The 19,616-nt window shown below is 70.9% G+C and carries 18 protein-coding genes; 9 read left to right on the forward strand and 9 right to left on the reverse strand.

Annotation, left to right across the window (positions count from 1 at the left end; genetic code table 11):
- Positions 1 to 92: 92 nt before the first annotated feature.
- Genes AU194_RS04755 through AU194_RS04765 form a run of 3 tightly spaced genes read left to right on the forward strand, consistent with a single transcriptional unit; the run spans position 93 to position 3,175 of the window.
- Positions 93 to 1,445, forward strand: a complete 1,353-nt coding sequence (locus AU194_RS04755; protein WP_059088081.1) for a hypothetical protein — start codon at positions 93 to 95, stop codon at positions 1,443 to 1,445.
- A gap of 30 nt (positions 1,446 to 1,475) precedes the next feature.
- Positions 1,476 to 2,693 carry a molybdopterin-dependent oxidoreductase gene (locus AU194_RS04760; RefSeq protein ID WP_197417513.1) on the forward strand — a complete coding sequence of 406 codons (1,218 nt, stop codon included), beginning with the start codon at positions 1,476 to 1,478 and terminating at the stop codon, positions 2,691 to 2,693.
- Complete coding sequence (locus AU194_RS04765; RefSeq protein ID WP_082698473.1) at positions 2,690 to 3,175, forward strand: hypothetical protein; 486 nt, start codon at positions 2,690 to 2,692, stop codon at positions 3,173 to 3,175. The genes AU194_RS04760 and AU194_RS04765 overlap by 4 nt, the downstream gene beginning before the upstream one ends.
- Here AU194_RS04765 and AU194_RS04770 read toward each other — a convergent pair.
- The 3 genes from AU194_RS04770 to AU194_RS04780 are packed head-to-tail and all read right to left on the reverse strand — an operon-like array spanning position 3,156 to position 5,114.
- The gene (locus AU194_RS04770; protein ID WP_059088084.1) at positions 3,156 to 3,785 is read right to left on the reverse strand and encodes a methyltransferase domain-containing protein; all 630 of its coding nucleotides are present in this window, start codon (positions 3,783 to 3,785) and stop codon (positions 3,156 to 3,158) included. The genes AU194_RS04765 and AU194_RS04770 overlap by 20 nt on opposite strands.
- Before the next feature lie 4 nt (positions 3,786 to 3,789).
- Positions 3,790 to 4,461, reverse strand: coding sequence for a DUF2064 domain-containing protein (locus AU194_RS04775; RefSeq protein WP_059088085.1), 672 nt, complete (start codon positions 4,459 to 4,461; stop codon positions 3,790 to 3,792).
- Positions 4,458 to 5,114: a glycosyltransferase family 2 protein gene (locus AU194_RS04780; protein WP_157575899.1), complete on the reverse strand. Its 657-nt coding sequence runs from the start codon at positions 5,112 to 5,114 to the stop codon at positions 4,458 to 4,460. The genes AU194_RS04775 and AU194_RS04780 overlap by 4 nt, the downstream gene beginning before the upstream one ends.
- Positions 5,115 to 5,215: 101 nt before the next feature.
- On the opposite strand from AU194_RS04780, the gene AU194_RS04785 reads away from it, so the two are divergent.
- Together AU194_RS04785 and AU194_RS04790 are read left to right on the forward strand one after the other, a co-directional pair.
- The gene (locus AU194_RS04785) at positions 5,216 to 5,929 is read left to right on the forward strand and encodes a response regulator transcription factor (RefSeq protein WP_059088087.1); all 714 of its coding nucleotides are present in this window, start codon (positions 5,216 to 5,218) and stop codon (positions 5,927 to 5,929) included.
- Positions 5,916 to 6,941 carry a cell wall metabolism sensor histidine kinase WalK gene (locus AU194_RS04790; RefSeq protein ID WP_059088088.1) on the forward strand — a complete coding sequence of 342 codons (1,026 nt, stop codon included), beginning with the start codon at positions 5,916 to 5,918 and terminating at the stop codon, positions 6,939 to 6,941. The genes AU194_RS04785 and AU194_RS04790 overlap by 14 nt, the downstream gene beginning before the upstream one ends.
- Positions 6,942 to 7,020: 79 nt before the next feature.
- On the opposite strand, the gene AU194_RS04795 is transcribed toward AU194_RS04790, so the two are convergent.
- The 4 genes from AU194_RS04795 to AU194_RS04810 are packed head-to-tail and all read right to left on the reverse strand — an operon-like array spanning position 7,021 to position 10,799.
- Positions 7,021 to 8,145, reverse strand: a complete 1,125-nt coding sequence (locus AU194_RS04795) for a nitronate monooxygenase family protein (protein ID WP_059088089.1) — start codon at positions 8,143 to 8,145, stop codon at positions 7,021 to 7,023.
- Between the two features lie 20 nt (positions 8,146 to 8,165).
- A complete protein-coding gene (locus AU194_RS04800; protein WP_059088090.1) occupies positions 8,166 to 8,993 on the reverse strand; it encodes an alpha/beta hydrolase in 828 nt (275 codons plus the stop codon).
- A gap of 1 nt (position 8,994) precedes the next feature.
- Entirely contained in the window at positions 8,995 to 10,026 is a 1,032-nt protein-coding gene (locus AU194_RS04805; RefSeq protein WP_059088091.1) for an NAD(P)-dependent oxidoreductase, read from the reverse strand.
- The gene (locus AU194_RS04810; protein WP_059088109.1) at positions 10,023 to 10,799 is read right to left on the reverse strand and encodes an S-methyl-5'-thioadenosine phosphorylase; all 777 of its coding nucleotides are present in this window, start codon (positions 10,797 to 10,799) and stop codon (positions 10,023 to 10,025) included. Before AU194_RS04810 ends, AU194_RS04805 begins: the two co-directional genes overlap by 4 nt.
- A gap of 65 nt (positions 10,800 to 10,864) precedes the next feature.
- On the opposite strand from AU194_RS04810, the gene AU194_RS04815 reads away from it, so the two are divergent.
- Positions 10,865 to 11,734, forward strand: a complete 870-nt coding sequence (locus tag AU194_RS04815; RefSeq protein ID WP_059088092.1) for a 1,4-dihydroxy-2-naphthoate polyprenyltransferase — start codon at positions 10,865 to 10,867, stop codon at positions 11,732 to 11,734.
- 8 nt (positions 11,735 to 11,742) lie between these two features.
- On the opposite strand, the gene AU194_RS04820 is transcribed toward AU194_RS04815, so the two are convergent.
- On the reverse strand, positions 11,743 to 12,087 hold the full coding sequence (locus AU194_RS04820) for an ester cyclase (protein WP_059088093.1): 345 nt from the start codon (positions 12,085 to 12,087) through the stop codon (positions 11,743 to 11,745).
- A gap of 43 nt (positions 12,088 to 12,130) precedes the next feature.
- On the opposite strand from AU194_RS04820, the gene AU194_RS04825 reads away from it, so the two are divergent.
- The gene (locus AU194_RS04825) at positions 12,131 to 12,784 is read left to right on the forward strand and encodes a response regulator transcription factor (RefSeq protein ID WP_059088094.1); all 654 of its coding nucleotides are present in this window, start codon (positions 12,131 to 12,133) and stop codon (positions 12,782 to 12,784) included.
- Here AU194_RS04825 and AU194_RS04830 read toward each other — a convergent pair.
- Positions 12,762 to 13,130 (reverse strand): LytTR family DNA-binding domain-containing protein, encoded by a 369-nt coding sequence (locus AU194_RS04830; RefSeq protein WP_059088095.1) that lies wholly within the window; start codon positions 13,128 to 13,130, stop codon positions 12,762 to 12,764. The genes AU194_RS04825 and AU194_RS04830 overlap by 23 nt on opposite strands.
- Before the next feature lie 323 nt (positions 13,131 to 13,453).
- On the opposite strand from AU194_RS04830, the gene AU194_RS04835 reads away from it, so the two are divergent.
- The gene (locus AU194_RS04835; protein WP_231743168.1) at positions 13,454 to 15,211 is read left to right on the forward strand and encodes a beta-ketoacyl reductase; all 1,758 of its coding nucleotides are present in this window, start codon (positions 13,454 to 13,456) and stop codon (positions 15,209 to 15,211) included.
- Positions 15,208 to 19,593 (forward strand): type I polyketide synthase, encoded by a 4,386-nt coding sequence (locus tag AU194_RS04840; RefSeq protein ID WP_059088096.1) that lies wholly within the window; start codon positions 15,208 to 15,210, stop codon positions 19,591 to 19,593. The genes AU194_RS04835 and AU194_RS04840 overlap by 4 nt, the downstream gene beginning before the upstream one ends.
- Positions 19,594 to 19,616 lie beyond the last annotated feature (23 nt).

Here is a 19,616-nt window from a genome sequence, read left to right on the forward strand (position 1 = left end):
GCCGATGTGTCGGGCCTGTAAAACGAGTTTGACACCACGTCACGATCAGTTCACCGGGGCCGGTGCCCGGTTGTGAGCCGTAGGCTGGCCGGGTGCGTGCCCACCGCAGGGAGACGATCGCCGCCGGGCTCGGCCTGCTGCTCGTCGTCGCCGCGTTCGTCGTACCCCACCTGCATCTCGACCCCGTCACCCCGCTGATCAACGCGACGCCCGAACGGTTCCGCACCTTCGCGGGCACCGCGCCGATCTTCGGCTGGTGGAACGCCCACGTCGGGTGGGGAACGATACCGGCCGTCGTCCTCGGTGTCGCCGCGGTGCTGTGGGGTCAGGCGCTCGCGCAGCGGTTGGGCTGGCGCGCACTATTGCTCACGGCGTGGGCGACCTCGGCGGCGTGGGCGTTCTCGCTGGCGATGATCGACGGCTGGCAGCGCGGCTTCGCCGGCCGGCTGACCGCGCGGCACGAATACCTGCGGCAGGTGCCCACGATCGACGACATCCCCGCCGCGGTGCGTGGTTTCGCCGACCGGATCCTCGACTACCAACCGGATTCGTGGATCACCCACGTGTCCGGGCATCCACCCGGCGCGCTGCTGACGTTCGTCTGGCTCGACCGGATCGGGCTGGGCGGCGGCGCGTGGGCCGGGCTGCTGTGTCTGCTCGTCGGATCCAGTGTGGCCGCGGCCATCCTGGTGGCGATGCGGGCGGTGGCAGGCGAGCCGACCGCGCGGCTGGCCGCACCGTTCGTCGCGGTCGCGCCGACCGCGATCTGGGTGGTGGTCTCGGCCGACGGCTACTTCGCCGGCGTCGCCGCCTGGGGTGTCGCGCTGCTGGCGGTCGCGGTGCACCGCGGCACCCGTCGGCCGGAACTGGTCGCCGTCGCCGCCGGTCTGCTGCTGGGGTGGGCGGTCTTCCTCAACTACGGTCTGGCGTTGATGGCGCTGCCCGCGGTCGCGGTGCTGGCCGGTGCGGCCGATCTGCGGGCGGCGCTGCGCGCGCTGCTGCCCGCCGTCGGCGCCGCGCTCGCCGTCGTCGCGGTGTTCGCGGCGGCCGGGTTCTGGTGGTTCGACGGCTATCACCTGGTACAGGAGCGCTACTGGCAGGGCATCGCCAACGACCGGCCGTTCCAGTACTGGAGCTGGGGCAACCTCGCGTCGGTGGTGTGCGCGATCGGGTTGGGCAGTGTCGCGGGCCTCGGCCGGGTGTTCGACATCGCGGCGCTGCGCGCCCGGTCCGGGTTGCACCTGCTGCTGGGGCCGTTGGCGGCCATCGTATGTGCGGATCTGAGCATGCTGAGCAAGGCCGAGACCGAGCGAATCTGGCTGCCGTTCACCATGTGGCTGGTCGCGGCCGCGGCGCTGCTGCCGGTGCGGGCGCAGCGGTGGTGGCTCGCGCTCAACGTGATCGGCGCGCTGCTGATCAACCACCTCATCCTGACCAACTGGTGACCGAGCGTTCATCCCGCCCCGTCTGCCGGCATGGCTCGGCAGAATGTGGAGATGGCCGCCGGTAAGCCGCGTTGGCGCAGTCCGCTCCGCGGGCTGTGGTTCACCTCGGTGCTCGGTGCCGTCCTGTTGGTGACCCTGCCGCTCGTCGTGGTCACCGGATTGCTGTCCTACATCGCCTACGGCCCCGGCCTCGGCCAGGCCATCCCGGCCGACGTCGGGTGGTTGAAGCTGCCGACGTTCGACTGGCCGACCGATCCGGCGTGGCTGTACCGGCTCACCCAGGGCCTGCACGTCGGGCTCGGCCTGATCCTGATCCCCGTCGTGCTGGCCAAACTGTGGTCGGTGATCCCGCGGCTGTTCGTCTGGCCGCCCGCGAAGTCACCCGCCCAACTGCTCGAACGGCTCTCACTGCTACTGCTCGTCGGCGGCATCCTGTTCGAGATCGTCACCGGTGTCCTCAACATCCAGTACGACTACATCTTCGGGTTCAGCTTCTACACCGCCCACTACTTCGGCGCCTGGGTGTTCATCGCCGGCTTCGTGACCCACATCGCGATCAAGATCCCTCGGATGTGGATCGGATTACGTTCCAAGACAATCGAACCCGACGATCTGGCCGCCGCCGACCCGGACCCGCCGACCATCAGCAGGCGCGGTGCGCTGGCGGTGGTCGGCGGGGGTGCGGCGTTGATGGCCGTGTTGACCGCCGGACAGACCCTCGGCGGGGTCACCCGGCAGGCCGCGGTGCTGATGCCCCGCGGTCGCTCCTATGGGGACGGTCCCAACGACTTCCAGGTCAACCGCACCGCCCGCGCGGCGGGGATCACCCCCGCGGCCACCGGGGCGGCGTGGCGATTGACGCTGCGCGGCGGTGCGCAACCGGTCGTCTTCGACCGCGCGGCGCTCGCGGCGTTGCCCCAGCACACCGCCCGCCTGCCGATCGCCTGCGTCGAGGGCTGGTCGACCACCCAGGAGTGGAGCGGGGTGCGGTTGCGCGACCTCGCCGGGGTGGCCGGCGTGCCCGAACCGGCATCGGCGCGCGTGACGTCGGTGGAGCGGCGCGGTGCGTTCAACCGGGCGAGGTTGCAGGCCAACCAAATCGCCCATCCGGATGCGCTGCTGGCGCTGCGCGTCAACGGAGCGGACCTCTCCCCCGACCACGGCTACCCGGCGCGGGTGATCGTGCCCGCGCTGCCCGGTGTGCACAACACGAAGTGGGTGGGCGCCATCGAGTTCGAGGCGCTGTGACTACCTTCCGCAGGATTTACGGATCGCATCCGCTGCACCTGCTGACGCTGCTCGCGGGGCTGGCCCTGTTCGGGTACACCGTTGTCGCGCTCGGCCTTCCGGCGTTGTGGAATCACCGGACGTGGTGGCAGTCGATCCCGGTGTGGTTCGCCGCGGCGGTCATCGTGCACGACCTGGTGCTGTTTCCGCTCTACGCGCTCGCTGATCGATTTCTCGCTCTGACACAACATCTTTCGGCTCCCGTGCCGCCGCTCAACTATCTGCGGATACCGGCGCTCGGATCGGCGCTGACGTTCGCGGTGTTCAGCCCCGGGATCCTCGAGCAGGGCGCCCCGACGTACGCCGCGGCGACGGGGCTGACCCAGCAGCCCTACCTCGGGCGGTGGCTGCTGCTGGCCGCCGTGATGTTCGCGGTCAGCGCGGCGGTGTACGCGGTGCAGACCGTGCGGACGCGACGCCGGCCTACGGTGCGGTCAACGTAGCGAGCACCCGCCGGCCGGCCGAGTGCACACCCGTCATCGCCAGCCCGGCCTCCTCGGCCAGCGCTGCGGCACAGTCCACCCCTACCGACGCCCACCGGAACCACGGCCCGATCGCGCTCGGCGACTCCAGGCGCACCATCACCTCGCGGACGCCCTCGATGTCGGCGTCGAACTCCGCGACGCAGCGGCCACCGGGCCGCAGCAGGTCGGCGGCCCGCCGCAGCACCCGGCGCGGATCGCCGCCCAACCCGATGTTCCCGTCGGCCAGCAGCGCGGTCTGCCAGCGTCCCATCCCGGGCAGCACTCCGAACACGTCGCGCCGCAGCGCCGGCGCCCCGTTGCGCCGCGCGAGTTCCACGGCGGTGGCGGACTGGTCGATGCCGAGCGCGGGGATCCCGCGCCGCACCAGGTCGGCCACCAAACGCCCTGGCCCGCAACCCAAGTCGATCGTCGGCCCCTGACACAGCGACAGCACGGTGCGGTCGAAGTGCCGGTCGGCGTGCCTGCCGCCGAGCCAGCTGTGCACAGGGAGCGCCCGAACGCCGCCGTCGTCGGCGCGGATCCAGCACCGTTCCCCGCCGAGCGCACGGTCGTACAGGTTGCCCAGCATCGGTCTAGAGACCCGCCGCCGCGGTCGCGAACGTGAACCGGCTCCCGCGGGCACAGTCGCGCCGCACACCGTCGACGTCGGCGGCGGTGTCCACGTCGGCGAGTTCGTCGACGAGCACCACCTCCCAGCCCCTGTCCCGCAGCTCGGTCAGCGTCAACTCCCCGGTGTCCGCCCGCGACATCGGCACGTCGCGTAGACAGTCGGCCATCGCCGCGTTCCGCACGCCGAGCAGCCACCACCCGCCGTCGGTGGCAGGCCCCAGCACCGCGTCGGTGTCGAGCAGGCGTTGCGCGCAGCGGGTCAGCAGCTCCGGTGTCACCTGCGGGGTGTCCATCCCGATCTGCACGATCGGCCGGTCTCCTGCCGCGTCGGCGGCGTCGGTGTGCGCGTAGGCCAACCGTTCGGCGAATGTGTCACCGCGTTGTTCGACGACGGTGAAGCCGGCGAGTTTCGCGCGCAGCACCTCGGGGCCGTGCACCTGGTCCAGATCGCCGGTCAGCGCGACCACTCGCGCAGCCACCGGCGTCTCGAGCACCGCGTCGAGGGTGTCGAGCAGCGCTGCCGCGGCGATCACCGCGGCCATCTCGAACCCGACCGTGACCGCCAGCCGGGTCTTGGCCTCCCCCGGAACCGGGGCCTTGGCGACCACGAGCAGCGTCACGGGCACCTGCGTCACTCGATCACCCGCCAGAAGTCGAGCGCGGCCACCACGCTGCCGCGCAGCGAGCCGCTGACCTTCGACCTCCCACCGGTGCGTGGCCCGTAGGTGACGTCGCGTTCCACGACGCGCCAGCCCGCGGCGGCCGCGCGGACCAGGAGTTCCAGTGGATACCCCGATCGTCGATCGGTCACCCCGAGCGTGAGCAGATCGTCGCGGCGGAACACCCGCATCGGTGCGATGTCATGGACCGGCAGACCGTGCCTGCGCCGCAGCCGCAGGCACACCGCGGCTGTCCCGAAGCGGGCGTGCCAGGGCCAGCGCAACCCCGGCACCGCCCGCCGTCGCCCGACCACCAGATCCGCGCCCCGGTCGAGTTCGGCGACCAGCGCGGGCAGCTCCCGCGGATCGAGCGATCCGTCGGCGTCGAGCACCGCGACCACCGGGGTGGCCGCCGCGACCACGCCGGCGTGCACGGCCGAGCCGTACCCGGGCCGCGGTTCGAACACCACCTCGGCGCCGTGGTCGCGCGCCACCTGGGCGGTGCCGTCGCTGCTGTTGTTGTCCACCACCAGCGCCCGGTACCCGGCGGGCAGCGCCGCGAGCACCGCGGGCAGGGAGTCCGCTTCGTCCAGGCACGGCAGCACCACCGTCACCGGACACTCGGACATGGGTTCGAGGCTAACCACGGCGGCTGAGAGCGACCTGGGGCAACCGTGACGAATCGATGACATCGGCGCTGGTCGCGGTCAGCGGCGGCTAACCTCGTGGAGTGACACGGGTGCTGATCGCCGACGACGACAACGTCGTGCGCGACGTCGTGCGCCGCTATCTCGAACGCGACGGCCTCGAGGTCACGATCGCCCGCGACGGCACCGAGGCGCTGCGACTGCTCGGCACCGAGCGGATCGACGTCGCGGTGCTCGATGTGATGATGCCCGGACCCGACGGGCTGACGCTGTGCCGCACACTGCGCCAGCGCGGACAGCAGACCGTGCCCGTCATCCTGCTGACCGCGCTCGGCGAGGAGGACGACCGCATCGCCGGTCTGGAGGCCGGCGCCGACGACTACCTGACCAAACCGTTCAGCCCCCGCGAACTCGCCCTGCGGGTGCGGTCGGTGCTGCGGCGCACCCCCGGTGCCGTCGGGGTGCCGCCGGTCGACCTGACCGTCGGCGCCCTCACCATCTCCACGGCGGCGCGGTCGGTCACCGTCAACGGTCAACCGGTCAGCCTGACCAACCGCGAATTCGACCTGCTGCTGTTCTTCATCACCCACGCCGACACCGTCTTCAGCCGCGAAGAGCTGCTCAAACAGGTGTGGCGCTGGGACTTCGGCGACCTGTCCACGGTCACCGTGCACGTCAAACGGTTGCGCTCCAAACTGGGCGACCACCACCGGGTGCAGACGGTGTGGGGCCGCGGCTACCTGTGGAGCGACGCCGCGAGCGCTCGTGAAGGCCAGAACGCCGGTGCCGTCAACTGACCTCTGGGAAATCGTCGGCTGGGCGCTGGCCTGTTCGATCCCGGTGGTGGTGGCCGGGGCGCTGATCATCAAGCTGGCCCGGAACTGGTCGCTGGCCGTCAGCATGGTGGTGCTGGTGCTGATCCCGGTGCTGGCCACGTTCACCGGGGTGCTGGGCGCCAGCGGCTTCATGATCACCGAGACCTTCGAGCCGATCGCCGCGGTGCTGGTGATCGTCGCCGTCGTCACCGTCCCCGCCGCGGTGATGCTGGGCCGGTATCAAGCCCGCCGCACAGTGTGGGAGCAGGAGATCCGCGACTCCGAACGGGCCGCGGAGATGTCGCGCCGCCAGCTGGTCGCGTTCGTCAGCCACGACCTGCGCACCCCGCTGGCCGGGATCCGCGCGGTGTCGGAGGCGATCGCCGACGGGTTGGTCGGCGGCGACGAGGTGCGCGCGCACGCCAAACACATCGAACAGGAGTCGATCCGGCTCTCGGAGATGGTCGACGACCTGTTCGAGATGAGCAAGATCAACGCCGGTGCGGTGCAACCGGTCTTCGACCGCGTCGCACTCGACGAAGTGGTCGACGACGTGCTGGCCGCCCACCGCATCGCCGCCGAACGGGCCGGGGTGCAGCTGCGCGCCGAACTGCCCGACGAACCCGTCCGCGTGCTGGGCAGTGACCGCGCGCTGGTGCGGGTGCTGTCCAACCTGGTGGCCAACGCGATCGCGCACACGCCGGAGGGTGGGCGGGTGCAGCTGGCGCTGGGCTCCGACGACGACGTGGCGTGGGCCCGCGTCGACGACACCGGGGTGGGTATCGACGAGGCCGACCTGCCCCGCGTGTTCGACGTCGCCTACCGCGGCTCCAACGACCGTGTGCCGCGCGATGATTCGTCGTTGCCGAGCGGTTCGGGGCTCGGGCTGGCGATCGCCGCCGGGCTGGTGCAGGCCCACCGCGGCACACTGTCGGCGCACAACCTCGACACCGGGGCGCGCTTCGAGGTCCGGCTGCCGCTGGCGGTCGACTGAATCTCTGCTCGCCGAGCGCACGGTTGTTGCCACACCTACTCCCGTTTTGCGTACAACAACCGTGCAGTCGGCGAGGCGGTCAGTCGGGCAGGGAGTTGTTCAACCGTTCGGCGGCTGCGAGGTAGTCCTCGATGAACTCCCGTACCACCTCACGGGCGGGTTTGACCTTGTTCATCAGCCCGACGCCCTGCCCGACGAAGTAGGTGGCCAACTGCTGGGCGCCCGGATGACCCTGTGCGGCAAGCACATCGATGCGGCGCAGCAGCGGTTCGGCGAGCATGTTCTGCAGCGGCAACGGCAGCGGCGAGCGGTCCCCGCGCGGCGCCCACGCCTGCGTCCAGTCCGACACCAGCTGGCGGGCGGGTTTCCCGGTGCGGCCCGCCGAGCGCACGGTGTCGCGCGAGGTGGCGGCCAGCATCTTCTGCACGGTGTGCGGGGCGGTCTCGGCCTCCTCGGTGGTCAGCCACACCGAACCCGTCCACGCCCCGGCGGCGCCCATCGCGACCGCCGCGGCCATCTGCCGCCCGGTGACGATGCCGCCCGCGGCGAGCACCGGCACGTCGGCGCCGGTCGCTTCGACGGCTTCGATCACCTCGGGGATCAGCACCAGCGTCGTCACCTCGCCGCAGTGGCCGCCGGCCTCGGTGCCCTGCGCGATGATCAGGTCCACACCCGCGGCGACCTGTTTGACGGCGTGCTCGCGGGCCCCGACGAGCGCGGCCACCGGAACCCCGCGTTCGCGACCCGCCTCGATCATATAGTCCGGGGGCACACCCAGCGCGTTGGCGATCAGCTTGATCGGGTGGCTCATCGCGACGTCGAGCAGTTCGTGACCGGTATCGCCCGACAGCGACGAACCACCCAGCCGCGGCGAGGAGTCCAGTTCGATGTCGTGGTCGGCGAGCAGCTTGGTGACGTAGTCGCGGTACTCGGCCGGGATGCGGTCGACCAGCTGGTCCCGAGAGAGGTTCTCGCCCTTGCCCTCGAACTTGGCGGGCACGATGATGTCCGCGCCGTACGGTTTACCGCCGACCTGCTCGTCGATCCAGCTCAGCTCCCGGTCCAGCTGCTCGGGGGTATACGCCGTCGCGCCGAGCACCCCGAAGCCGCCGGCGTTGGTGACCGCGGCGACGACATCGCGGCAGTGGCTGAACGCGAAGAGCGGGAAGTCGATGCCGAACTGTTCACAGATCGCAGTTTTCACGCACTCAGTATCGCCCTGGGCTACGGGCCCAACACCGGGGTGTGCCCGAGAAACCGCGAGATCGCGTCGAGCATCAGCCGACCATCGAGCATCATCCGGTCGTTGTGCCCGGCGCCCGGTACGAGCACGAACTCCTTCGGTTCGGCCGCGGCGTCGAACAGCCGCCGGCTCATCGACAGGGGCACGATGTCGTCACGGTCGCCGGCGATCACCAACACCGGAGCGTCCACCCGCCCTATTCGGTCGATCGACGGGTAGCGGTCGATCAGCAATCGCCGCACCGGCAGCCACGGATAGTGCACCGCACCCACATCGGCCAGCGAGGTGAACGGTGAGCGCAGGATCAGCGCGGCGGGTAGCCGCTCGACGGCGAGACCCACCGCGACCGCGCCGCCCAGCGATTCGCCGAAGTAAACCAGCCGGCCCGGATCGACCTCCGGTTGCGCGGCCAGCCAGTCGCGGGCCGCGTGCGCGTCGACGGCCAGCCCGTCCTCGCTGGGCCGGCCCAGGTTCCCGCCGTAGCCGCGGTAGTCGAACAGCAGCACCGACAGGCCCATCCGGTGCAGCGCGAGCGCCAACTCGGCACGCATCGACCGGTCCCCGCCGTTGCCGTTGAACACGACGACGGCCGGTCCGCGTTCGGCGGCCGGGAAGTACCAGCCACCGAGATCGAGCCCGTCGGAGGTGGACACCACGACGTCGCGGGCACCGGACCACACGGCGGTCGCCGACGGCACCGGGCCCGGCGCCCGGAAGTAGATCAACCGCCGCTGCTGCGTCCACAGCAGCGCCAAGGCTCCTGTCGCCACGAGGACGACGATAATCAGGATGCGGGCCCGGCGGCGCACATCACATCCGCAAAGGCGCGTACGCGAATTCGCGCAGCCCGTCCCGGGGGTCCACCGCCGCGCGGAACCCCAGCCCCTCGGCCGCCCGCCGTGGCGAGGCGACGATGTGGCGCACGTCGCCGCTGCGGTACTGACCGGTGACCAACGGTGCTGCGGCGCCGCGGGTTTCGCAAAGTTCGGTGGCGACCTCCATGATCGAGATCGGTCGGCCCGAGCAGACGTTGAACGCCGCGAACCCGTCGCCGTCTGCGTCCACCGCGGCCAGGTTCGCCGCCGCGACATCGTCGACGTGGACGAAGTCCCGCATCTGGCCGCCGTCCTCGAATACGCGAGGCACATCGTCGTTCTCGAGCGCCGACCGGAAGATCGCCGCCACCCCGCTGTAGGGGGTGTCGCGCGGCATGTGCGGGCCGTAGACGTTGTGGTAGCGCAGCGCCACCACGCTGCCGCCGGTCGCCTCCGCCCAGGCCAGGGCGTAGTGCTCCTGAGCGACTTTGCTTGCGGCGTAGAGGCTTCGGGGTTGCAGCGGCGCGTCCTCGTCGACCTCCCGCCACTGCAGGTGGGCGTCACAGTGCGGGCAGCGGTGTTCGAACATGCCGGCGTCGAGGTCGGCGCGGGTGCGCGGGCGCGGGTCGACGGGTCCGTGTGCGGGACAGTCGAACCGGCCCTGGCCGTACACCACCATCGACGAGGCGAGCACCAACCGGCCGATGCCCGCGGCGAACATCTCGGCCAGCAGCACGGTGGTGCCGTAGTCGTTGTGGCTGCCGTAGGACGGTGCGTCGGCGGCGTTGACCCCGGCGCCGACCACCGCGGCCTGGTGGCAGACGACGTCAACCCCGTCGAGCAGCGGGGACAGCGCCGCGGCGTCGCGGACGTCGACCCGGTGCACATCGGCAGGCGCGTAGGCGCTGCGGCCGTGCGCGGCGGGCAGCATCATGTCCAGCGCGACCACCTCGTGGCCGGCGGCCTCGAGCGCCGCGCGCACCCGGGAGCCGATGAAACCCGCGGCGCCGGTGAGCAACACCCTCATGGCAGCTCGATCGGCAGCGTCACCCCGTCGTGCGGCCGGCAGTGTTCGCAGGTCCGCTCGACGGCGACCTGATCGATCGCCTCGTGCACCAGCTTCTTGAACGGCACCAGGTTGCGCTGGAACTCGGCGAACACGTCGACCGCCCGAACCCCCTGTCCCGTCTCGATACCCGCGTCCAGATCGGTGACCAGAGCGATTGCGGCGTAACACATCTCGAGCTCACGGGCCAGCACGGCCTCGGGATAGCCGGTCATGTTGACCAGCGTGAAGCCCTGGGCGGCGAACCACCGGCTCTCCGCGCGGGTGGAGAACCGCGGTCCCTGGATCACCACCATGGTGCCGCCGTCCACCACACCGGGCAGCCCGGCGGCCGCGGCACGCAGCGCCGGACAGTACGGATCGGCGAACTCGACGTGGATGCCGCCGGAATCGAAGTAGGTGTCGAGGCGCCCGCGGGTGCGGTCGACGAGCTGATCGGGCACCACCATCGCGCCCGGGCCGAGGTCGGGGGTCAGGCTGCCCACCGCGCACGGCCCGAAGATCCGCCGCACCCCGAGCGCGCGCAGCGCCCACATGTTGGCCCGATACGGCACGGTGTGCGGCGAGAATTCATGGTCGACGCCGTGTCGGGGCAGGAACGCCACTTCGTGCTCCCCCACTGTGCCGACCGTGATCGGGGCGCTCGGAGCGCCGTAGGGGGTGTCGAGCCGGACGCTGCGCGCGTCGGGGCCGAAGAAGGAGTAGAAGCCGCTGCCGCCGATGACTCCGAGCATCGGACCATTGTCGACCATGAGGCACCACGCCTGCCGGACGGACGGGCCGTGCGACGATTGCCGGCGTGGCAAGTTTCGCCGAATGGCTCGAGGGCGCCCGCCCCCGCACGCTGCCCAACGCCGTCTCGCCGGTGATCGCGGGTACCGGGGCGGCGGCGTGGCTCGACGGTGCGGTGTGGTGGAAGGCGCTGCTGGCGTTGGTGGTCGCCGTCGCGCTGATCATCGGCGTGAACTACGCCAACGACTACTCCGACGGCATCCGCGGCACCGACGACGTGCGTGCGGGGCCGCTGCGCCTGGTCGGGTCGAAACTCGCGTCGCCGCGCGCAGTGCTCACCGCCGCGCTGCTGAGCCTGGGCGTCGGCGCCGTCGCCGGGTTGGCGCTCGCGATCGCCAGCGCGCCATGGCTGATCGCTGTCGGCGCGGTGTGCATCGCGGGCGCGTGGCTCTACACCGGCGGGTCCAAGCCCTACGGCTACATCGGCCTCGGCGAGGTCGCGGTGTTCGTGTTCTTCGGCCTGGTCGCGGTGCTCGGCACGCAGTACACCCAGGCGTCGCGGGTGGACTGGGTCGGGCTGGCGTCGGCCGTCGCGATGGGGGCGCTGTCGTCGGCGGTGCTGGTCGCCAACAATCTGCGCGACATACCGACCGACCGCGAGTCGGGCAAGATCACGCTGGCCGTGCGGCTCGGCGACACCCGCACCCGGCTGCTGTACCAGGGCCTGCTGGCGTCGGCGTTCGTGCTGACGCTGGTGCTGATGCTCGCGACGCCGTGGTGTGCGGTCGGGTTGATCGCGCTGCCGCTGGCGGTGCGGGCGGCCAAGCCGGTGCGCGGCGGGCTGGGCGGTAGGGAGTTGATCCCGGTGCTGCGCGACACCGGACTGACGATGCTGGTGTGGGCCGTCGCAGTGGCGCTGGCACTCACCTTCGGCTGAGCTCGGCCTCAGCCCATCGACGTCCCGGTCCAGTACTCGGTGAACTTCCCGTCGGCGACGCGCAGGATGTCGTTGCCGGTGAACCGCACCTCACCCTCCACACTGGTGCCGCGGCCCTCCCAGCGGCCGGCCAGCAGATCGCCGTCGACGATGGGTCCGACCGTGATTTGGAACGTCAGGTCCGACAGCATGGCGTGGGTCTGGTCGATGATCGCCTGCAGCTCGCCGGGTCCGTGCACCTCGCGGTCCGGCCAGTGCCCGAGGAAATCGTCGCTCACCAACTCGGCCGCGACGGGCTCGCCGGACCACAGCCGGTTGATCCACTGTTCGTAGAGTTGCTGGTACGTCGTCATTTCACCCAACTACCCAGCAGGGCGGCCGGATAAGCTGCGCCCCATGACTGCGCTACGGGTGGCGGTGGCCGACGACGACGTGCTGCTGCGGGAAGGGCTCGCCAGCCTCCTGGAGAGGTCGGGCTTCGACGTCGTCGGGCGGGCGGCCGACGCCACCGAGTTGCTCTCGGTGGTGCGGGAGACGCAGCCGGAGGTGGTCGTCGTCGACATCCGGATGCCGCCCACCCACAGCACCGAGGGTCTCGACGCCGCACGGGTGATCCGCAACGAATACCCCGCCACCGGGATCCTGGTGCTCTCCGCGCACGTCGACGTCGACCACGCCACCGAACTGCTGTCCACCGGCCACGCCGTCGGCTACCTGCTCAAGACCCGCATCACCGACGTCGACGACTTCGTCGACACGCTGCAGCGCATCGCGAAGGGCGCGTCGGTGGTCGACCCGGCGCTGATCCAGGAACTCGTGTCGGCGCGCCGCCGCAACGACCCGCTCGCGGTGCTCAGCGCCCGCGAGAAGGAGGTGCTGATGCAGATGGCCGAGGGCCGGTCGAACGCCGGGATCGCGCGTCGGCTGTGGGTCACCGAAGGCACCGTCGAGAAGCACGTCCGCAGCATCCTGACCAAGCTGGACCTGCCCGAGACCGGTGACGACCACCGGCGGGTGCGGGCGGTGATCACCTACCTGGAGGCCCGCTGACCGGATCGTCGGCGACCAGGTCGCGGATCGCGCTGGCCGACAGCGCGATCTTGGGGACGAAGCCGATGGCCGGACTGCCCGCGATCATCTCGGCGAGGTCCTGTTCGGCGTAGGTGGACACCAGAATGACCGCCTGCGACCGGCCGAGTTGTTCAGCCAGCTCGAAGCCGCTCTCCTCGCCGAGTTCCACGTCGACCAGCGCGACGTCGGGGGTCAGCTCCGCCGAGTACCGCAGCGCCTCGGCGCTGTTGGCCGCGACCGCGACGACGTCGATGCCGCCCCGGCTCAACATGTCCCGGGCGGCATCGCGGAACTGCGGACTGTCGTCGACGATCAGACAACGCACCGCGACACACCCCAGCGACTCACACAGACCACCCTCCCAGAGCTTCGGCCGCGACTCACTACCGCTAGCCGGAATCTCTGGGTGCGTACCCGCTGGGGCGTCCGGTCACGCCAGCGCGGCCAGCAACCGGTCCAGATCGTCGGCGGTGTTGTAGAGGTGGAAGCCCACCCGAGCCGCACCCGCAGCTGCCCACCACCCCGTGGCACCACACCCGCCACTGGATCGCGGCGATGGCGAAACCCGCTGCGCGACCGCGTCGCTCGACGGGATCCTCCCGCGGTGGGGTCATCCCGGCGGAGTGGAACTGCGAACTCGGTTGGCCGGTGACACCTCACGCTGCCCCCGCCGCCGACATCCAGGACGCGTCATGGGTCGTCGTGGGCGACGCCGCGCTCGGCGACGAGCTGACCCGCCTGAGCGCACCCGGCCGCGTCACAGTGCTCGCGCTGACCGACCCCGCCGCACTCGACCGGGCCGTCGCCAGTGCCACCCACGTGGTGTATGCACCGGCGCTGCCGCAGGCGGTCTTCGACGCCGCAGCGGCCCGCGCGGTCTTCGACGAGGCGCGGGCACTGGTCGCCCGGCTGGCCGGCGCACCGTCGCAGGCGAAACTGCTGCTGCTGACGCGCAACGCCCAACCGATCGAACCGGGGGACCGGGCCAACCCGGCGCATGCGGTGCTGTGGGGTCTGGGGCGCACGCTGGCGCTCGAGCATCCCGAGCTCTGGGGCAAGGTCGTCGACCTCGACGAACTCGTCCCGGCCGAGCTGGCCGCACGACACCTGCTCGCCGAAGCGGCCGACCCCGACGGCGACGACCAGGTCGTCTACCGCGCGGGTACCCGCCGCGTGCCGCGGCTGCGTCGGCTCAGCACCGACACCGGCAGCGGTCCGACCGGACTCGACGCCGACGCGGCGCATCTGGTCGTCGGCGCCACCGGCAACATCGGCCCGCACCTCGTCCAGCAGCTGGCCGACATGGGGGCACGGACCATCGTCGCCGTCTCCCGCAACCCCGGACAACGCCTCGCCGCCCTGACCGCCTCGCTGACCGAACACGGCACCACACTGCACACCGTCGCCGCCGACGCCTCCGACGAGGACGCCATGCGCCCGGTGTTCGACCGGTTCGGCCGCGATCTGCCTCCGCTCGGCGGCATCTATCTCGCCGCGTTCGGCGGTGGACCCGTCACGCTCACCGAGATGACCGACGCCGACGTCGACGCCATGTTCATCCCCAAACTCGACGCCGCGGTGGTGCTGCACCGGCTCTCTGTGCGGCATCCCGTCCGCCAGTTCGTGCTGTTCACCTCCATCTCGGGGCTGATCGGCTCCCGGTGGCTGGCGCACTACACGGCGACCACGACCTTCCTCGACACGCTGGCCTATGCCAGGCGCGCCGCGGGCCTGCCCGCGACCGCGATCAACTGGGGGTTCTGGAAGTCGTTGGCCGACAACGAATCCGATGAGTACCGGCAGGTCACCATCGATTCGGGGCTCGAACCGATGCCCGACGAGGTCGCCATCCAGGCGCTGTGGCCGCTCACCGCCGCGGACGCTCCCACCCGCGCCACCGTCGTCGCCGCGGACTGGACCCGGCTGGGCATGGCCTACCGCACCCGCGCGTCGATGCACATCCTCGACGACCTCGTCGCCGCCGACTCCGACGACACCGACGCAGGCGGCGACGACTGGCCCGGCGTGGCGAACATCCGCGAACTCGATCCCGTCGAGGCCAAGCGCGTCATCGCCGACCGGGTGTTGTCCCGGTTGGCCGCCGTCCTCGGCTACACCGACCACACCGCACTGAACACGACGGCGCCGCTCATCGAGTTCGGCATGGATTCCCTGATGGCGGTGCGGATCCGGCAGGCGGCCAAGAAGGACTTCGGCGTCGAACCGCCCGTCGCACTGCTGCTGCAGGGCGGCTCGCTGAGCGACGTGATCGCCGACCTGATGAGCCAGCTCGGTGTCGCCGAGGCCGGCTCGACCGCCGTGGACGCCGTCCGTGACAAGGCCAGCCAGCGTGCGGCCGCGCGCAGAAACGCCGCAGTGCGGCGAAGGAAAGGACAACTCCTGTGAGCTACACCGCGAACCCGGACGACCCGCCGGACAATGCGATCGCCGTCGTCGGCATGGCGGCGCGGCTCCCCGGCGCGAACTCGGTCGACCAGTACTGGGACAACCTGCGCCGAGGTGAGGAATCGATCGTCACCCTCAGCGACGACGAGTTGCTGGCCGCGGGCGTGACCGAGCAGACCATCGGCAACCCGCTCTACGTCCGGCGCGCGCCGCTGGTCGACGGCATCGACGAGTTCGACGCCGACTTCTTCGGATTCCCACCGCAGGTCGCCCGCACCATGGACCCGCAGCACCGGCTGTTCCTGCAGTGCGCATGGCACGCGCTCGAGGACGCCGGCTGCGACCCCGCCGAATACGACGGCAACATCGGTGTCTACGCGACCAGCGGTTCGAGCATCTACCTGATGCACAACCTGCTGTCCCACCACGACCCGAACGCGATCCTCGGCCAAGGCGCGACGTTCGATCTGATCAACATGTCCCTGCTCAACGACAAGGACTACCTGGCGACCCGCGTCTCCCACCAGTTCAACCTGCGCGGACCCAGCCTCACGGTGCAGACGGCGTGCTCGTCGTCGATGGTGGCGATCCACTCCGCCTGCCAGAGCCTGCTCAACGGCGAATCCGACATGGTGCTCGCCGGCGGCGTGTCGTTGCGTGTCCCGCACCGCGTCGGGTACTGGCACGAACCCGGGTCGATGGTGTCACCGGCCGGGCACTGCCGGCCCTTCGACTCCCGCGCCGACGGAACGGTTTTCGGCAGCGGCGTCGCGGTGCTAGCCCTCAAACCGCTGCAGACCGCGGTCGAGGACGGTGACCGCATCCATGCCGTCATCCGCGGATCGGCGATCAACAACGACGGCGCGAAGAAGATGACCTACGCCGCCCCCAACGGCGCGGCCCAAGCCGACGTGATCGCCGAGGCGCATGCGGTCGCCGGCATCGACGCGGCCACGATCAGCTACATCGAGGCGCACGGCACCGGAACTCCGCTCGGCGACCCCATCGAGATCGACGGGCTGCGGCAGGCGTTCGCGGTGTCCACCACACCGCGGCCCGGACCGTGCGCGGTGGGCTCGGTCAAGTCCAACATCGGCCACCTCGCCGAGGTGTCCGGGATCGCCGGGCTGATAAAAACCATCCTGTGCCTCAAGCACAAGGCGATCCCGGCGACACTGCACTACACCGAACCGAACCCGGCGCTCGACCTCGACCGCGGCCCGTTCTTCGTGCCGAACGAGTACACGCCGTGGGAATGGGACGGGGTACGCCGCGCCGGGGTGAGCTCGTTCGGGGTCGGCGGCACCAACGTCCACCTCGTCGTCGAGGAGGCGCCGCACGCCCCGGCCACGGCGCCCGCCGAGGGACCGCGCGTGCTGCGGCTGTCGGCGCGCACCGCCGACTCCGTCGGGATCCTGCGCGAGGCGCTGGCCGCCGATCTCGCCCGACCGGACACCGTGGAACTCGACGACGTCACCTACACCCTCGATCGCCGCCGCCGAAACCGTGTGCGCTACGCGGCGGTCGTCCACGACCAGGCCGACGCGGCGGCCGTGCTGCGCGCCGCCGAGCACGACAACGCCGTGATCGGCGAATGCGACAGCGACCTCAGCGACGAGGTGGTGTTCCTGTTCCCCGGTCAGGGCGCCCAGCACGCCGGCATGGCGCAGGGCCTCTACGACAGCGAACCGGTCTTCGCCTCGGTGTTCGACGAGTGCGCGGCGGGCTTCGCCACCGAACTGGGTATCGACCTCAAAGCCGAGATCTTCGGGCCTGCAACCGATCTGGAACGCACCGACCGCGCCCAGCCCGCGTTGTTCACCATCGAGTACGCGCTCGGCAAGCTGCTGGAGTCCTACGGGGTGCGGGCCGCGGCCTACGCCGGACACTCCATCGGCGAGTATGCGGCCGCGACCCTGGCCGAGGTGTTCGACCTGCCCACCGCCATCCGGGTGGTGTCCGAACGCGCCCGTCTCATGCACGGGTCGGCGCACGGTGCGATGGTCGCGGTCAGCGCGACTCCTGACGACATCGCCGACCTCCTCGCGACGGGGCTGGACATCGCCGCGGTGAACGACCCCGCCGGGTGTGTGGTGGCGGGCTCCCAGGAGGACATCAAGAAACTGCAGAACGCGCTGCGGCTGCGGAAGATCCTCGCCCGCCGCGTCCGCACCGCCCACGCCTTCCACTCGCAGCTGATGGATCCGGTGGTGCCGCGGTTCGCGGAGTTCCTCGCCGGCGTCGAACTGCGCGCCCCGCGGACGCCGTTGCTGTCCAACGTCACCGGGACCTGGGTGACCGAGGCCGAGGCGACCGACCCGCAGTTCTGGGCCAGCCAGATCCGCGCGACGGTCCGGTTCGCCGACGAGATCGGCGAGATCCTGACCGGTCCGCACCGGGTGCTCGTCGAACTGGGTCCTGGCGGCACCCTGACCGGATCGGCCATTCGCCACCCCGGCTGGAGCGAGGCGCACCGGGCGGTGCGGTTGATGCGCCACCAGGTGCAGAACCGCGACGACCACGACACGTTCCTGCTCGCACTCGGCCAGCTGTGGACGGCCGGTGTCGAGATCGACTGGACGCCGCTGTCCGGGCAACGGGGACAACGGATCACGTTGCCGGGATATCCGTTCGCACGCAGCAGGCACTGGGTCGAACCCAACCGCTCCGCCGAGTGGCGGCCGGGAGCACCGGGAGCGGTCGAGTCGCCGGGAGCCGACGCCACCGCGGCGGCACCGGCCGAGGACCAGTCGATCGAACAGAAGCTGCAGAGCATCTGGCGCGAATGCCTCGGCGTCGCTTCCGTCGACACCGAGCAGAACTTCTTCGAGATGGGCGGCGACTCGCTCATCGCGATCGGGGTCGCGATGAACGCCACCAACAAGGGCGTCGACCTCACCCCGCAGGACCTCTACGAGCACCCGACGATCTCGTCCCTCGCCGCCGCACTGACCGCCCGGTACGCCGCGGGCGGGCTGGGCGAGGCCGACCGCTCCGAGGTGGATCCGCCGGTGCCGCCGAACGTCGTCCATGCGCTCGAGCACGGGCTGCGCGACGCCGGCCGGGGGCGGGTGCCGCTGCTGCTGCGCATCACCGCCGACGTCGGCGTCGATGACGCGCAGGCAGTGCTCACCGCCCTGGTCAACCACCACGACGCGCTGCGTACGCAACTCGTCGAACGCGCCGGCTGCTGGGAGCAGCGCATCGCGGCCCCGGTGGAGGCGGTCGAGTTGAAGGTGCTGGCGCTGCCGCAGGCGGGGGACGGCGAACGCGAGGCGGTCCTCGACCTGATGGCCGGTGAACTGTCCGGCCCCGAGCTCTCGGCACCGGCGCTGCAGGCCGCCTACATCCGCGACTCCGAAGGCGTGCCGCGCTATCTCGCGATCACGGTCCTCGAGATGCTGGCCGACACCGCGTCGCGCGACATCCTGCTCACCGACCTCGCCACCGCGTTCGCGCAACGCCTGGGCGGACAGGAGATCAACCTGACACCCAACTCGGCCACCTGGCGCGAGTGGTCCCACCGGGCGGCCGCACTGGCCACCCATCCAGCCGTCCTCGACTCCCGCGGCTACTGGCTGGAGACCACCACCAGGACGACGATGCACCTGGTCGACCGCGACGTCTCGGAGGGACCGCGCAGCGAGGACCTGGAACGGCTGGGAACCGCGCTCTCGGCGAACGACACCGAGAACGTCGACCGCACCCGGCGGATGTTCCAGTACACCCTGCAGGAACTGATCCTGGGCGCACTCGGCCGCGCGGTCGGCGACACCGTCGGCGAGGGCGTGCTGGCGGTCGCGCTGGAGGGTGACGGCCGGTCGGTCCTCAAACCTGAGGTCGATCCGCGCCGTGCTGTGGGCGCGTTCACCACGGTGTATCCCGCCGTGTTGCACTGCATCCGCACGGAGGGGTCGCGTGCCGAGGCGGTCCTCGACGAGGTGCACCGCACCCTCGATGCCGTCCCGCACCAGGGCATCGGACATGGTGTGCTGCGCTACCTGTACGGGCCGACGGCCCGGGCGTTCGGTCCCGTACCGCCGCCGGATATCTACCTGTCCGACGCCGGTGTGACACCGGACTTCCAGCTCGACGACAGCCCGGTGCGCCTCGACGACGACGCCGCGATGTCGTTGCGCGACAAGCCCTCCGGGTCGGGGCACGCCATCGAGCTGCGGATGTACCGGTCCGGCGGCGAACTGCACCTGGACTGGTGGTACGACACCCGTCGGCTGCCGGCGTCCACCGTGCACCTGCTCGCCGACCGACTTCCGGTCGCCCTGCGCGATCTGATCGCCGACGCCACCGCAGCCAGTGGCGACAACACCGAATTGGCCGGAGCCATGGAAGAACTCGGGCTCGTCGACCTCACCGCCGATTGACCCACCCGATGAATGGAACAGCG

The sequence above is a fragment of the Mycobacterium sp. GA-2829 genome (assembly GCF_001499965.1).
Taxonomy (GTDB): Bacteria; Actinomycetota; Actinomycetes; order Mycobacteriales; family Mycobacteriaceae; genus Mycobacterium.